7 protein-coding genes and 1 pseudogene are annotated in these 15668 nt (G+C 67.1%); 3 read left to right on the top strand and 5 right to left on the bottom strand.

Going from position 1 to position 15668, the window contains the following annotated elements; all coding sequences use genetic code 11:
* Positions 1-34 precede the first annotated feature (34 nt).
* The 3 genes and pseudogenes from LN450_RS08155 to LN450_RS08145 all read left to right on the top strand — a co-directional run bounded on the left by LN450_RS08155 (position 35) and on the right by LN450_RS08145 (position 3950).
* Positions 35-1540: a vWA domain-containing protein gene (locus tag LN450_RS08155; RefSeq protein WP_372499262.1), complete on the top strand. Its 1506-nt coding sequence runs from the start codon at positions 35-37 to the stop codon at positions 1538-1540.
* Between the two features lie 29 nt (positions 1541-1569).
* The gene (locus LN450_RS08150; RefSeq protein WP_033478940.1) at positions 1570-2142 is read left to right on the top strand and encodes a sigma-70 family RNA polymerase sigma factor; all 573 of its coding nucleotides are present in this window, start codon (positions 1570-1572) and stop codon (positions 2140-2142) included.
* Positions 2143-3733: 1591 nt separating this feature from the next.
* Positions 3734-3950: pseudogene (locus tag LN450_RS08145) on the top strand (hypothetical protein).
* Here the strand turns inward: LN450_RS08145 and LN450_RS08140 are convergent.
* From LN450_RS08140 to LN450_RS08120, 5 genes are all read right to left on the bottom strand, one after another.
* Positions 3918-4541 (bottom strand): GNAT family N-acetyltransferase, encoded by a 624-nt coding sequence (locus LN450_RS08140; protein WP_011348240.1) that lies wholly within the window; start codon positions 4539-4541, stop codon positions 3918-3920. The pseudogene LN450_RS08145 and the gene LN450_RS08140 overlap by 33 nt on opposite strands.
* Before the next feature lie 230 nt (positions 4542-4771).
* Positions 4772-5248 (bottom strand): chemotaxis protein CheW, encoded by a 477-nt coding sequence (locus LN450_RS08135; RefSeq protein WP_008575177.1) that lies wholly within the window; start codon positions 5246-5248, stop codon positions 4772-4774.
* 33 nt (positions 5249-5281) lie between these two features.
* Positions 5282-6469 carry a chemotaxis protein CheB gene (locus LN450_RS08130; RefSeq protein WP_039417544.1) on the bottom strand — a complete coding sequence of 396 codons (1188 nt, stop codon included), beginning with the start codon at positions 6467-6469 and terminating at the stop codon, positions 5282-5284.
* Between the two features lie 7 nt (positions 6470-6476).
* Positions 6477-13694, bottom strand: coding sequence for a hybrid sensor histidine kinase/response regulator (locus LN450_RS08125; RefSeq protein ID WP_011348242.1), 7218 nt, complete (start codon positions 13692-13694; stop codon positions 6477-6479).
* A 113-nt stretch (positions 13695-13807) separates the two neighbouring features.
* The coding region (locus tag LN450_RS08120; protein ID WP_228885131.1) for a methyl-accepting chemotaxis protein at positions 13808-15668 on the bottom strand (1861 nt) is incomplete at its 5' end.

Raw genomic sequence — 15668 nt, 5'->3', positions numbered from 1 at the left:
CGCCAGCCACCTGTCACGTCAGGCACCGGCAGCGATGCTGATGGCCCATCGCCCGGTTCTCGATAGCCGAATGCCGATGCCGCCAGTGGCACCCGCGCCTGCCCAAGACCGCGAGCGCTACCAACACATCGACGACAACGCCATCGTACAAGCCGCGCAACACCCGATCTCCACCTTCAATATCGACGTCGACACCGGCAGCTACAGCAATGTGCGGCGGTTCCTCAACGCAGGCAGCCTGCCACCAGCGGATGCCGTCCGCGTGGAAGAATTGATCAACTATTTCCGCTACGACGACCCGGCGCCGACCAATGGCCAACCCTTCGCCGTGCGTACCGAACTGGCGACTACACCATGGAACAAGGACAGCCTGCTGCTGCGCGTAGGCATCGCCGGCCGCGACATCGCCACCGCCGATCTACCGCCCGCCAACCTGGTCTTTCTGGTCGACGTCTCCGGCTCGATGGACGCGCCGGACAAGCTGCCGTTACTGCAATCCTCGCTCAAGCTGCTGGTGCGCCAGCTGCGCGCGCAAGATCGCATCACGCTGGTGACTTACGCCGGCAACACATCGGTGGTGCTGCCGCCCACGCCGGGCGATCAGCAGGGGCGCATCGTCGAAGCCATCGATGCCTTGCAATCGGGCGGGTCCACCGCCGGCGCCAGCGGGATCGAGCTCGCCTACAAAGCCGCGCAGCAAGGCTATCTGCGTGGTGGCATCAATCGCATCCTGCTCGCCACCGATGGCGACTTCAATGTCGGCGTCACCAACTTCGATCAGCTCAAGGGCATGGTGGCCGAAAAGCGCCGCTCCGGTATCGCACTGTCCACGCTCGGCTTCGGTACCGGCAACTACAACGACAACCTGATGGAGCAGTTGGCCGATGCCGGCGACGGTGCCTACGCCTACATCGACACCGCGCTGGAAGCGCGCAAGGTGCTCACCCACGAGCTGGGCGCCACGCTGGCGACCATCGCGCGCGACGTCAAGATCCAGGTCGAATTCAATCCGAACACCGTCAAGGAATATCGCCTGATCGGCTACGAAAACCGTGCGCTGCGCGATGAGGACTTCAACAACGATCAGGTCGATGCGGGCGACATCGGCGCCGGCCATACCGTCACCGCCTTGTACGAAATCACCCCGGCCGACGGCACCGCATCGGTCGACCCGCTGCGCTACGCAAGCGCCGCACAGCGTACGCAGGCACGGCCCCTCAACGGCGAGCTGGCGCACGTCAAACTGCGCTACAAGCGGCCCGATGCACAGCGCAGCCAGTTGCTGGACACGGTGGTACGCAGCAGTCAACGCAAGGCACTGAATGCCACCAGCGATGCCTTCCGTTTTTCTGCAGCGGTGGCCGGTTTCGGGCAGCGCCTGCGTGGCGGCAACCAGCTGCGGGGCTGGGATTACCCGCAGGTGCGCGCCCTGGCCGCCGGCAGCCTGGGCAGCGACCGTTTCGGCTATCGCGCCGACTTCCTGCAACTGGTGCAGCAGGCCGACGCACTGAGCACCCGGCCACTCGCCGACACCGACTGATGCGCGCAGCGCCTGCCTATACTGAGCGCATGCATCCTGCCGATCTTGCGCATCTTCCCGACGAGGAGCTCATGCTCCTCGTCGCCAATGGCTTTGTCGAACAACCGGCGACCGAATTGTTCAAGCGCCATAACCGCGCCTTGTTCAACTTCCTGGCCTGGTTGTGCGAAGGCAATCTGAGCGAGGCCGAAGACCTGGCGCAGAAAACCTGGGTCAAGCTGATGACCCGCTGTAGCGACTATCGCCCCGGGCAGGCCGCCTTCACCAGCTTTCTGTTCCAGATCGGCCGCAATGCCTGGCGCGACACCCGGCGCAGCGCATACCACGCCACCTCGGTGGCGCTGGACGATGTGCATCTGCAGTTGCCCGACGACGATCTGAGCGCCGAGCGCCTGGCCATGCTCGGCCAGCAACAACATCGCGTGCGTGCCGCACTGATGGCACTGCCGGATGCGCAACGGGAAGTGGTGGTGCTGCGCTTCTTTGCCGAGCTGGGCGTCGAAGAGATCGCGCATGTGATCGGCGAAGGCTTCGAGACGGTCAAGAGCCGGCTGCGCTACGCCTTCGCAAAGCTGCGCGTGAGCCTGGAGGCCGCGCCGTGAGCACGTCCTTCGATCGTTTCCTTGCCGGGCATGATGGCCTTGCTGCCTTGCTGCGTGCGCTGCCGCTGCATGCCCCGCCCGCGTCGATGGATGCCTGGTTTGCACACGCCGCGCAAGAGGCAGAAGCCGAGCGCGCTGCAGCGACCGCGACACAGGACACCTTGCAGTTTGAAGCGCCTGCCACCATGGCCAGCCTGTTTGCTGCCGCAGCAGCGCAAGCCGAACAGACGCAGGCTGCACAACGCGCGGCCGTGCAGGCACGTCTTGCGCAAGGCGACACCGCCGACCACACACTGGGCGCGCCATTGAGCGAGGCTGCACGCGAATGGATTGCGCAACAGATGCGCAATGCTGCCGATGCTGTGCCGGTCATGCCTGCTGCGCCTGCCGTGACAGGTAGGTCGAACCCTGAATCGGTGGCTGGATCCGTGCCTGCAGCGGCCTCGGCTGGCACATCCAACCCAGTGCCGCTTTCCTCGCTCGCCGATGCCGGCAGATCTTCGGCTCAGGGAGCCGGCTCGATTCCGGATTCTTCTGACGCTCCCGCTTTTCATGCCGCTGCTGCTTCAACTTCGACGCAGGGTTCAACCCCGGCATCGGCTGCTTCGTCAATGCAAGCCCCTACACGGGCGCCATCGGGCATCGGCCCAGCGCCTGTTCGACGCAGTGCCCGACGCCTGCGCTGGATGCCGCCTCTGGCGCTCGCCGCGTCGGTCACGCTGGCCGTTGGCGTCGGCCTGCAATGGCAGGCCAGTCGACCGGTGCCGGATGCGCTCACACAGGCTGCGGCGGTCCCTGCGGCAGCCGAATCGGGAAGAGTTCCCGCGCGCCCCGCTGCGGCAGACGGAGCAGATCGTGCCTCAGAAGGCAGCGTCCAAGATGTTGCGCAGCGACCTGCCTTCGCATCCGCCGACAAACCCACTTCCGCGCAGCAGGTGGAGAGGCAGCCGGCACCTTCACTGCAGGAGCTCGCGCCAGCCGCCATGACGGCCCCGGTCAGCGCGCCCCTGCCTGCACGTGTGGTGACGCCTCCAGCTTCCGCGCGCCCCACCGGGATGACGTCCACCCAACCGCCAACGGTGCCGGAGCCGACGCAAGACGATGCGCACGTCGCGATGGCGCCGCCCCCACCGCCCGCCCCCATCACCGCGAACAACGACGATGTACAGGCCAGTGGTGCGCCCGCGGCAGACATAGATAACAGCGCACCTGCCCCGCGACCCACCGAGCGTGCGCCAGCGCCTGCGGCGCCCGCGGTGGCTGCGGAATTGTCGGTGTTGCCGGCGTTGCCGGCGTTGCCGGCACCGTCGCAGGATCCATCGTTGCGGATCGAACGCATGGCCGCCAACGCACCTGCGACCACCGAGCTAGTGATATCGCGCAACACCTCGCGTGCCGCGCCAACAGCTGCACCTGCACCAAGACCGGAACCGCAGGCCGGCAAGCCGCAGCCCGCAGCGTCTCGCGACAGCTGGTCGTCCACCTCGGCCACCCGCATTGCGACACAGCAGGCACAGCAACAGCGCGAGACAAACACGCGCGAGCAGACACACCGCGTTGTATCACTGAAACTTTCCACACCACCAAGCGATTGGCTGGCGGACCGTGCTGCTTCCGGGAACACGCAGACACCGATAACGATCCGCATTCTGGCTGCCACGCCGAATGCAGCGGCCGTGCAGACCTGGGCGGCGCAGTTGCGCGATCAACTCAAACAACGTGGCCGGCCAACGCAGATCGAGCTTGCGCAAGACAGCACGCTAGCCGCCGATGAATTACGGCTTGAGCTCTCGAGCGCTGCGCCCTGAACCCGGCTCATCATCCACCGCGCCTTCGCCAGGCGTGCCGTCGTCGCGCAATCTGCTGGTGAGCACGTGATCGCGCCAGTGGCCATTCAACTGCAGATAGCGCCGCGCATAGCCTTCGATCTGAAAACCCAGCCGCCGCAGCACGCGCGCACTGCGCAGATTCTCCGGAACGTATTGCGCCATCACCCGGTGCAGGCCGAGCTGGCCGAAGGCAAAAGCGATCCCTTGCGTGGCTGCCCACTGGATCAAACCCCGTCCCTGCTGCGCCGCGTCCAGGCCATAGCCCATGTGGCACGCCTGGAAGGCGCCGCGCTGGATCTGCGTGAACCCGGTGGTGCCGATCACCTGCTCGCCCTGCAACACGACCAGTTGCAACTCGCGCTCGCCAGGGATCGCGCCGCGGTATGCCATGCACAGGCGGCGCCAGCCTTCGACGGTGTAGAACGCGGGCGGCCGCAGCGGCATCGCATCGGCCAGATGAGCGCGGTTGCGCGTGTGGTAGTCGGCCATTGCAGCCGGATCGACCACGGCCAGATCGCACAGCACCACGCCGTCGGCGCGGCGGATCGGCGCAAACAGCGGAAGACTCATGGCGGCCACGCCTCAATCACGCGTGTCATCTTGCTGCCAGGTGCATCCGGCTGATGCATACCGATCATGCTCCGCAAGCCGTTTCCAAAGCAGGGCGTCATCCAGTGCGTGAGATGGAACGCCCGACAGTCAGCAACATCCTCCCTGTGCATCGCTCGGTGCGCGGCAGCCCAGCTGCACAGGGCCACTGCACCCGCCTGACGCCAAGCACAGCAGGCGGCCTCCCGCTCTCAGGCGGCAGCGACCGCGAGCGCCTGGCCGACCTGCGCTTCGATGGCGTCCAGGTTCGGCAACAGCGCGCTTTGCTCGCCCAGCAGCACGCGCATGTGCACACCGTCGGGCAGCGCATCTTCCGAGGCATCGGCCAGCAGGCCATCGCGCGGCACCGAAATCAGCTGCGGGAACGAGGCGGTCAGCAGCGCGAAATACGGCAATGCCGGGTTGCCACCCAGCGCCTTCAACACGATGACCTTGTTGTTGACCGCGGTGGGTTCATCGCCCATGCCGCTGAGGCGCGCGAACGACAGCAGCGGCACCTTCCAGCCGTACCAGTCGATGCGCCCGACCACCCAGCGCGGCATGTCGGGCAGCGGCTCGACCGCCACCCGCGACATCACCTCGGCCACCGTTGCGTTCGGCAGCAGCACGCGCTCGCTACCGGCCTGGATCAGGACGCCGCGGATTTCGTCGTTATTGGCGTAGCTCATCGCATGATTCCGATTCGAATGGGAGCGCCCGGCTTATGCCGGCCAACGCTGCGCCAGCGCCTGCGCCAACTGCGCAGGGTCGCCGGTCAGAATGCCTTGCCGCGCCAGACGCGCGGCGGCGGCCGGGTCGTAACAGCCGTCGGTGGATTGCCCGGCCAACCAGCCGCCTTGCTCGGCCAATGCCAGCGATGCCTCCACCAGCGCCTCGTTGGCACCGCTGAGCATCAGCACCGCACTGTCGGCCGGCGGCAGCGCGCCGATCAGCCCGGCCGGATCGGCCGGTGCCACGAACGCCAGCGCGCCGGCATGCTGTTGCACGCCGACCTCGTCGGAGAGCACATACACCTTGCCTGGTGCGACCACCTGCCCCGCTTCACCCAGTTCGACCGGCAACGCAGACACGCGCCCCATCTGCCGCACCAAGTTGCCGTACTGGCCGCCATCCAGGGTCATGCGCACCAGCACCGCACGCGGGAATTCCGGCGGCAAGGCGGCCAGCAGGCGACGGATCGCATCCGGCCCACCGATGCCAGCGACGACCAGCACAGCGCCGGTGACGCTGCCGTTGTGCTCCAGATCCACCAGCGACAAGCCGCCGGTGGACAGGGCCGCCACATCGGGTTCGGCGCGCGGGCGCACCACCACGGCCACCTCGTCCACCAGGCCCCAGGTGCTGGAATCGCCCAGCGCCAGCCCCGGCTTTTCCACAGCGGCCGGTGCCGCCTCCTGCATGGAGGCATGCGCGAACAAGGCATCGCCGGGCACGCTGTCGAACGCGTGCGCGGCCGCTTCCAGGTGTTGATCCAGTTGCAGGTCCGAATGCTGCTGCGGTGCCAGCGTCAGGCCGGGCTCGGGCTGCAGCGAGGGCTCGCTTTCGGTGCCCGGCGGCAGCACGTCGGCGTGGCCGTGTAGCTTGGCGGCCAGATGGCGCACCCAGCGCTGCGCTTCCCAGCCCTCGCGGCGCACCGTCAGTTCGGCCTCGTCGAAGATCACGGTGACGCCGGGCATGTTGAAGGCCGGCTCCAGCGCTTCGAGCGCGTCTTCGATCGACGGTTCGAGTGCGACCAGCACGGCCACCGGCTCGGCGTCGCGCAGCATCTGCACGTCGACCGCCGCTGGCTCGTCTTCCAGCACCACCTGCGCGCCGGCCAGGCCAAGCGCCTCGCGCAGGCGCTCGCGCGCCTGACCGGGACGACCCAGCAAAGCAACCGGAGTTCCCATTGCGCCATTAGTCTCGGACACGGGCGATCCCCAGCAGGTCATACACGTTTCGCATCAGATCCAACTCTTGGTAAGGCTTGCCCAGGTAACGCTGCACGCCGATCTCGAAGGCGCGCTGGCGATGCTTCTCGCCACTGCGCGAGGTGATCATCACGATCGGCACCGCCTTGAAGCGCGGGTCGGCCCGCATCGCGGTGGCCAGCTCGTAGCCGTCCATGCGCGGCATTTCGATATCCAGCAGCATCAGGTCGGGCACGCGCTCTTCGAGCAGTTCCAGCGCCTCGACACCGTCGCGTGCGGTCGTGACGTCCAGGTTGTGGCGTTCCAGCACACGGCTGGTGACCTTGCGCATGGTCAGCGAATCGTCGACCACCATCACCAATGGCACCTGGCGCTGTGCTTCGGCCTGTGTTTCCAGCGACGGCCGCGCCGGCTGGGCCAGGAAACGACGCACCAGCGGGGCGACGTCCAGGATCACCACCACGCGGCCATCGCCGGTGATGGTGGCGCCGTAGATGCCCGGCACCGAGGCGATCTGCAGGCCCACCGGCTTGACCACGACTTCGCGATTGCCCAGCACCTGATCGATGGCCACCGCGGCACGCAGGTCGCCCGCACGCACCAACAGCAACGGCACCTGCGCCTGGCCATCGGCACGCGCGGCGGCCTGGCCGACCAACGAGCCGAGGTCGTGCAGCACGTACTCTTCGCCGGCGTAGTGATACCCGCCCTCGCCCGACTCGTAACGGGCGCGCGAGATGCGGCCGATACCGCTGACCGAGCCCACCGGCACCGCGAACGTCGTTTCGCCGATGCGCACGAACACCGCCTGGGTGACCGCAAGCGTTTGCGGCAGACGCAAGGTGAACGTGGCGCCCTGCCCGCGTACCGAGTGGATATCCACCGAGCCGCCGAGCTGACGCACTTCGTTGCGCACTACGTCCATGCCCACGCCACGGCCGGCCAACTGGCTGACCTGCTCGGAGGTGCTGAAGCCGGAAGCGAAAATCAGGTTATCGAGTTCGGCCTCGCTCAGCTCCTGGCCCGGTTCGATCAGGCCGCGCTCCTCGCCACGGCGACGGATCGCCTCGCGATCCAGCCCGGCGCCGTCGTCGGCCACTTCCAGCACGATTTCCGAGCCTTCGCGGCGCAGACGGATCGCAATGCTGCCTTCTTCCGGCTTGCCTGCGTCGCGGCGTTGCTCGGGCGTTTCCAGCCCGTGCGCCACCGAGTTGCGCAGCATGTGTTCCAGCGGCGCGACCATGCGATCGAGCACGTTGCGATCCAGTTCGCCCTGGGTGCCTTCCAGCACCAGGTGCACCTGCTTGCCGGTGTCGCTGGCTGCCTGACGCACCACACGACGCAAACGCGGCACCAGACCGTCGAACGGCACCATGCGCGCGCGCATCAGGCCGTCCTGCAGCTCCGAACTGACGCGCGACTGCTGTTGCAGCAAGCCGTCGTACTGACGCGACAGATCTTCCAGCACACCCTGCAAGCCGCCCAAGTCGGCTGCCGATTCGTTCAGCGCGCGGCTGAGCTGCTGCAGGGTGGAGAAGCGGTCCAGTTCCAGCGGATCGAAGGTGCGATCGCCCTGGTCCTGTTCGCGCTGATAACGCGCCACGATCTGCGCTTCGGTTTCCAGATCCAGACGTCGCAACTGGTCGCGCAGACGGGCGTTGGTGCGATCCAGTTCGCCCATGGCGCCGCGGAACGCGCCCAGCTGCTGCTCCAGGCGCGAGCGGTAGATCGCCACTTCGCCGGCGTGGTTGACCAGGCGGTCGAGCAGGTCGGCGCGCACGCGCACCTGCTCCTGCTGCACGCGCGGCAGGAAGTCTTCTTCGGCCTGGCCTTCCACCGGAACCGGGGCGGACAGCGGCGCCGGTTCCACCGACGCCTTGGCGATCGCGCGGACATCGGCGTCGCTAGGCGGTGCGGCATTGCGGCCACGGGTACGGGTTTCGAAGGCTTCCACCAGATCGGTCGGCATCGTCACCGCACGGTGCATGCCGGTGCGGGTCAGCAACTGATGCAGGCGGTCGAAGCCACGCTCGAACAGACGCACGTCGTCGCGATCGATGTCGGTACGGTTGGCCGCCACGGCTTCGAGCAGCGATTCGATCGCATGACCCAGATCGCCGATGGCGTTGATGCCGGCCATGCGCGCACCGCCCTTGAGCGTGTGCAGATCGCGCTGCAGTCCATTGAGGACATCGCGGTCTCCCGGCACTTCGCGCATGCGGGCGATCAGGCCGTCGCAATGGTCCAGCAGGTCGCGACCTTCTTCGACGAAGATGTCGACCAGCTCGCCGTCGAGTTGATCGAAGTTCAGCGGGCCGGCATCGAATGCCGCGCCGATATCGTTGCTGGCCGCACCGGCACGCGCCGCATCTTCGACTGGGGCGCTGAACGCAGCGGTGGTGGTGTCTTCCGGCTCGTCGGCGCTGCGGTCGGTTGCGTGCTGATCTGCGGAGTCGTCGGCATGCTGATCGGCACCGGCGTGGTCGCTGGCTTGCGTTGGTTCCGCGTGCGCGGCGTGTCCTGCGCTTTCGAACTGATCTGCGTGCGCGGCATGATCGGCGTGATCGGACACGGCAAACGCATCGACTGCGGCCTGCTCATCGGCCTGCGCCGCGTCGTCGGAGGTGACAGCCTGCGTGTCGTGCAGCTCCGGCGCGGTATCCGATTGCGGATCGCCGGTCTCTTCCACCTGATCGGCCGCATGCGCCATTTCGAATGCCTGCACCGATTCGACAGTGTGATCGGGCAGGACGTCGGCACCGGCCTGTGCGGCGTCAACTCGGTCGGCGTCTGCATGCTCGGCATCGGAATGCGCCGCTTCGGTCTGCTCGGCAGCCACATGCTCGGCGTCGGAATGCTGCGCTTCGGTATGCGTGGCTTCGGCGTCCAGGTGTTCCGTCGCGTGCTCTGCGTCGCTGGCATGTTCGTCGGAATGCGCGTGCGTTTGCAGCTGCTCACCGGCGTCGACGTGCTGGTCAGACGGCACTTGCTCGTGGACGTGCGGCTGCGCATCGGCAGGCGCGTCATCGCCCGAATCCATCTGCTGATTCGAAGATGGTTGCGCTTCCAGCTCTGCATGCTCGCCCAGCTGCGCGGCTTCTTCCAGCGGTTGCTGTTCGCCCGCATACGGCTCGCCGGCATGCGGCAACGCTGCCTCGCCGTGCTGCGCCGCCTGGTCTACCGACTGCTCGCCCGCGTATTCCTGCGTGTCGGCATGGCCAGACTGATCGGACGACACGCTGTCCAGCGCTGCGGTTTCCGGGGTCCAGTCTTCCGCGGTCGTTGCATTGGCGTCATCAGCCGACGCTGCGTCGGCGTGCACGGCCTCCAGCGCTTCGATGCTCTTGACCGCCTCGTCAGCGCCCGCTGCAACTTGCTCGTCGTGCGCGGGCGCCTGCTGTGCGTGCGTGTCCACTGTCTGCTCGGCATCGGCTGCAGCCAGCGTCTGCGCATCGCCCAAGGCAGCTTCCGCATCGGCCAGCTCGTCTACCGCAATGTTGTCGGCGTGCGTGCTGGTGGCGTCGGCGTCGTGCTCGCCGGACACACGCTCAGCAGATGCATCACTGGGCACCTCTGCCGCGTGCTCGCCCGGTACGTGATCGTGCGGTGCGGTCTGCGCATGCTGCAGTTCGGTGGCATCCCAGGCCTCGGCTTCAACCAGCGGCTCGTCGGCCGGCAGGTCGTGTGCGTCGATGCCCTGCGATGCGGCCCGGTCTGCCCCTTCGGCTGGCGCAGCATCGTCGTGCAGCGCATCGGCAAGCTCGGAATCACCAACCGGTACCAGCGCGTCGTCGCTCGATGCAGGCACGGACTCGGCAGAGGCGTGGACATCTTCGTGCACGGCGGCATGACCGGCATCGTCGACCGCATGCGGTGCAGGCGCGTCCAGTGCGAGTGCCGACTCATGCTCGGCTTCGGCTTCGGCCAGCTCGTCCACGGCAATCGGCACATCGTCCGGCTGCAGCTGCGCGTCTTCGGCATCTTGCGCCGATGCGGGGGCGTCGGACGGTAGCGCGCCGGCATCCAGGTACTGCGACAAATCCTGCGCACCGGTCAGTTCGATCGAGGCATCGCTGCCGTCTACCGTAGCGCTCGGGGCGTCGACATCGTCCAGCTCGTCCAGGAACACCTGCGGCGGCCACTGCGCTTCCGGCAAGCTGTCCACCAGCGTGCGCAAGCGCTCGGTCAACGGTGCGAACGACGGAATCAACGGCGCATCGGCACGCAGCGCGGTCACCGTGGTGGCAATCGCAGCAGCGGTGGCGGTGAGTGCTTCGAGCCCTTCCGCCGACGGTGTGACCGAGGCGGCCAGCAAGCGCTTGACGTAGCTTTCGGCCGGCGTCGTCACCAAGGTGATTTCCGGCACGTCGGTCATCGCGAACGCGCCACTCATCGTGTGCACGGCGCGCAGCACGTCTTCGGTCGCCAACTGCGGCTCGGCCTGGCTGGCGTGCAGCCACCCGTTCACCGTGTCCAGATGCGTGGCGACCTCGGCTTCCAGGATCTCGCGCAGCACGCTGTCCACCGAAGCCGGCGTTCCGCCGCTGGCGACGAACACGCCTGCGGCTGCCGCCGGAATCGCCACGGCCTCGGCCACCGGTGCCGCGGCTGCGGGCACGTAATAGACCTCTTCGCCAGCAGCAACGCGCTCGGCAATGCCCTGGATTTCAGGCAGATCGGCGCTGATGCGGCCCTGGTCGCGCAGCGCGGCGTTGAATTGCGGCAACACCTCGTAGGCCAGTTCGACCATCGACACGACCGCCGGGCTGGCCGGCCGCGAATTATCGAGCACGCGGTTAAGCATGCTCTCGATCTTCCAGCTGAACTCGCCGAGCACGCTGGCGCCAACCAGACGCCCACTGCCCTTCAGGGTGTGGAAGACGCGGCGGATCGGGCGCAGGGCTTCCGGGTTGGTGGGCGCGGCGCGCCACACCGGCAACAGCTGCCCCAGGTTGACCAACTCTTCGTCGAATTCTTCCAGGAACACGTCGCGGATATCGTCGTCGATATCGCTGTCGCCGAAGCCGCCGAAAATGCCGGCATCGGCAGCCTCCTGAGCGCGTTCGCTGGACACCGGTTCAGAGCTTGCCTGCGCGGTGTGCGCATCGGCGGCCGGTGCCGGCGCCTGCGGGCGCTCCACGTCGAACTGCGCGGCTGCTGCATCGAGCTGGGCCAGGAACGCAGCGGAGGCGTCGTCCAGCTCGAATTCGCTGACCACTGCCTGTTGCACGCGCGGGGCAACCGGCCCGGATGCCGCTTCGGACGGGACGTCCTGCGGCTCCTGCACCGGCTCGACGAACGGGTCGTCCAATTCCTGCGGCGGACTCGGCGGCGGCGAGAAGGCGTCTTCGATGCTGGTCTGCGCGCGACGCGTTGCGTTCTCGGCGATGAACTCCAACGGCGCTTCGGTCTGATCGGCGTCGCCCGGCAGGTCGATCTGCTCGATCTGCAGCGGCGCGTCCTCCGCAAGCACCGGCTCGGCGGCGTGCTCCTGCTCCAGCGCGCTCAGATCCACCGTGTAGCTGACCTGCGCGACCTCGTTGCCATCCTGCTCGGCCGACACCGGGTCGAACGCAGAGGTGGCGATCGGCGCGGCCTGCTCCGTGGTTTCCAGATGCCAGTCGCCAGGCGCCTGCGCGCCGTCGTCCGAAAGATCCAGCGGCGCCACGGTGAACGGCACTTGCGACTGGCCGGACACGGTTTCTTCGGCGGCGACCGGGTCGAAGGAGAACACCGTATCGGTCGCGGCAGCGCCGGTGTCGTGCACCACGCTGGCAGCGAACGGCGTCTCGACGACGGTTTCGTTCGCCCATTCCAGCGACGGCAAAGACGCATCGTTGGCGGCCTGCGGCGTGTCGGCGTGCTGCAACGGCGGGGCGGCCACCGGCTGCGGCTCGGCCGCGCTGCCCGGCTGGTCCGTGCCGACCGGCAAATCGGACGGCTGGCCCGACGGCAGCGGCCAGTAACGCAACGTTTCCAGGCTGTTGCGGGTGATATCCAGAATCTCTTCGCGGCCGGGACGGCGCTCGCGCAGGGCTTCCAGGTAGTACTCCAGGCTGGCCATCGCATCGGCCAGGGTATCCAGCTGGCGTCCGCTGGGCACGCGCTGCTTGCCGATCAATTCCAGATCGACGTAGCGACGCACGCCTTCCAGATAATCGGCGGCCTGCGGCAGCTCGAGAATGCGCAACGCACCGCCGACTTCGCCGAGCAGGTGCGGCACCTCGGCCAGACGCGCGTGGTCCCAGTTGGTTTCGATGAAGGCGACGAAATGTTCGCGCGCCGCTCCGAAGTTGGCGATCGCCTCTTGCGCCAGCACATCGACCGTGCGGCGTACTTCCGAGGAGTTGGCACTGTTGCTGACTTCGGTACCGTCGCCCGGGTCGGCGCCGAGGCTGGCGACCTGATCGTCTAGCGAGGCATCCACGTACAGCAGCGCGCCGGCAATGTCCAGCAGCACGCTTTCGTCCATCTGGGTCTGGCCATCGACCACACGCGCCAACGCATCGCGCTGCTGCACGACGACGCTGCGCGCCACGCCCAAGCCCATCATGCCGAGGGTGTCGGCAACACTGCCCAGATCGTTGACCTGGGTCTGCAGCTCGCCGATCTTGCCGCCGGTGCGCAGATGCAGGTCCAGCGCGTCTTTCACGCGCAGCAATTCTTCCTTGACCGCATTGCCGACGGTGTCAAGCAACTCGCGATTGCGTCCGCTCAGACTGCCGCGCGCGTGATCCAGCTCGGCCTCGGTGGCAACACCGGCCTGCGGGTCGAACGCGAACAGCACGCTTTCGCTCAGACCCGGCTGGCCACGGGTGGCACGGATTTCATTGAGCAGCGGCAGCAACACGATCGGAATGTCGCGATGCCCGTTCTGCAAGCGCTCCAGGTAATCGGGCAGCAGCACGGTGCCGCGCATCAGCATCGCGCAGGCCTCATCGCGGTCGGCGACCTCCCCTGCCTGCACGGCCTGGGCCAGCAGCTCGAGCTCTTCGGCCACCATCGCCGGCGCATACAACTCGACCATGCGCAGCGTGCCCTGCACCTGGTGCAGGTAGCCGGCGCAGAACCGCATCCGACTGGTGTCGGACGGTTCTTCGGCAAAGTACTCGATCTCGTTGCGCGCCTGGCGCAACGTCTCGTCCAGCTCTGGCTTGACCCAGCCCAGTGCGGCGTGACTCATCGCATCGCGAAGCGCGCTCATTGCAGCCCCCTGACTACGACCGACTCGCCGCCAGCGCGGCAACCGGTCACTTCCTGCATCGACGTAACGCTACTACGCGCCATCTGCTGATCCTTTCCCGTTCCGCGTCGTGGTCACGCCGGCAGCTTGAAGTCGGCGACCGAACGGCGCAGATCGGCAGCGAGCTGAGCCAGGTTGCCGATCGATTCGGCCGTCTGCTCCGCACCCTGCGATGTCTGGCTGGTGATCTGACGGATCACGCCCATGGTCTGTGTGATATCCGTCGCCGCGGCCGACTGCTGGTGCGCAGCGATGGAGATGTTCTTGATCAGGTTGTTCAAGGCGTTGGACACGCGCTCGATTTCGGTCAGCGCGGTGCCGGCGTCTTCGGCCAGGCGCGCACCGGACACCACTTCAGAGGTGGTCTGTTCCATCGAACTGACCGCTTCGTTGGTATCGGCCTGAATGGTCTGCACCAGACCTTCGATGCGTCGGGTCGCACTGGAGGTGCGTTCTGCCAGGCGCTGCACTTCGTCGGCCACCACAGCGAAACCGCGACCGGCTTCGCCGGCCGACGCCGCCTGCACCGCGGCGTTGAGCGCCAGGATGTTGGTCTGCTCGGAAATGTCGTTGATCAGTTCCACGATCGAGCCGATTTCCTGGGAGGATTCGCCCAGCCGCTTGATGCGCTTGGAGGTTTCTTGGATCTGGTCGCGGATCTGGTCCATGCCCTGAATCGTCTCGCGCACCACGCCGGCACCCTCGGCGGCGATGACCACCGAGCGCTGCGCCACTTCGGCTGACTCGGTGGAGTTGCGCGACACCTGTTCGATGCTGGCCGCGATTTCGCTGATGCGCTCGGAGGCAGTGGTGATCTGGTTGGCCTGCTGGCCGGCCGCTTCGGCCAATTGCATGGCCGTGGCCTGGGTTTCCTGGGTCGACACGGCCACCTTCGCGGAGGTGTCGTTGATGGTGGTCACCAGGTGGCGCAGTTCGTCCACGGCGTAATTGATCGCGTCCGCGATGGCGCCGGTCATGTCCTCGGTCACCGAGGCCTTCACGGTCAGGTCGCCCTCACCGAGCGAGCTGATTTCGTCCAGCAACCGCATAATCGCCTGCTGGTTGCGGCTGTTGAATTCCACCTGCGACTGGTAGCGCACGTCCTGCTCGCGGGTCCGCACGCGCACCGAGCTCCACACGAAGCCGATGATCGCCAGCAGCGCGACCAGGCCGGACACCACGCCCAGCCAGAAGTTCGGGAACAGGCGCGTGTCGCGCACCGAACCGAACGCCGAAAACGCATCGAACAGCTTCTTGCTGTCTTCGAGCATCTTGCCGGAGCCGGCCGTCAGCGCGGCGGCCGAGGACTGTGCGGCGAACAGGTTGCGCGAGCTGGCGAGGATGGCGTCGACGTCTTTCTTCATCGTCGTCCACTGCGCCTGCGACTGCTCCAGCGCCGACAACGCGGCCGGGTTGCGCACCGCGGCGATGCCGAGTTCTTCGTTGCCCGTGCGCAGGCCTTCCAGCATCTGCGTGAACACCACCGAGTCGCGTGCCAGTGCGTCGCCCGAGGCGGCCGCATTGGCGCCACCGGCGCGCATTTCCGTGACCCGGCGTGCCATGGTGCCGGCGACCACCACCTGCTGCAGCGTGTTGTAGATCTGCGAGGCAGGCGCGCCGCTGACCGTCATCGCGCGCACCACTTCGTTCAACTGCGCCTGCAGCTGCGGCACGCTGCCGGAGAAGCGTTCGGCGTTGCCGGCCAGACCGAGCACCGCCGGTTCGCTGGCGATGACCTGATCGGCGTTTTTGCTCAGCGGTACCCAGGTCGCCTTGAGTTGCGCCATCGAGCTGGCGATCGAGCTTTCCTGGCCGTAACGGCCATCCAGTTCGCTGACCGTGCTGTCGATACGGCCCTTGGTTTCCTTGAATGCGGCAAACGCCTTGGCGTCGCCGGACACCGCTTCGCGGCCCTGGTTGGCCAGCTGCTGCGAG

The organism is Xanthomonas euvesicatoria pv. euvesicatoria (genome assembly GCF_020880415.1).
Taxonomy (GTDB): Bacteria; Pseudomonadota; Gammaproteobacteria; order Xanthomonadales; family Xanthomonadaceae; genus Xanthomonas; species Xanthomonas euvesicatoria.
Note: the sequence above shows the minus strand (reverse complement) of the source record. Positions and strands in the feature narration are given on the sequence as shown.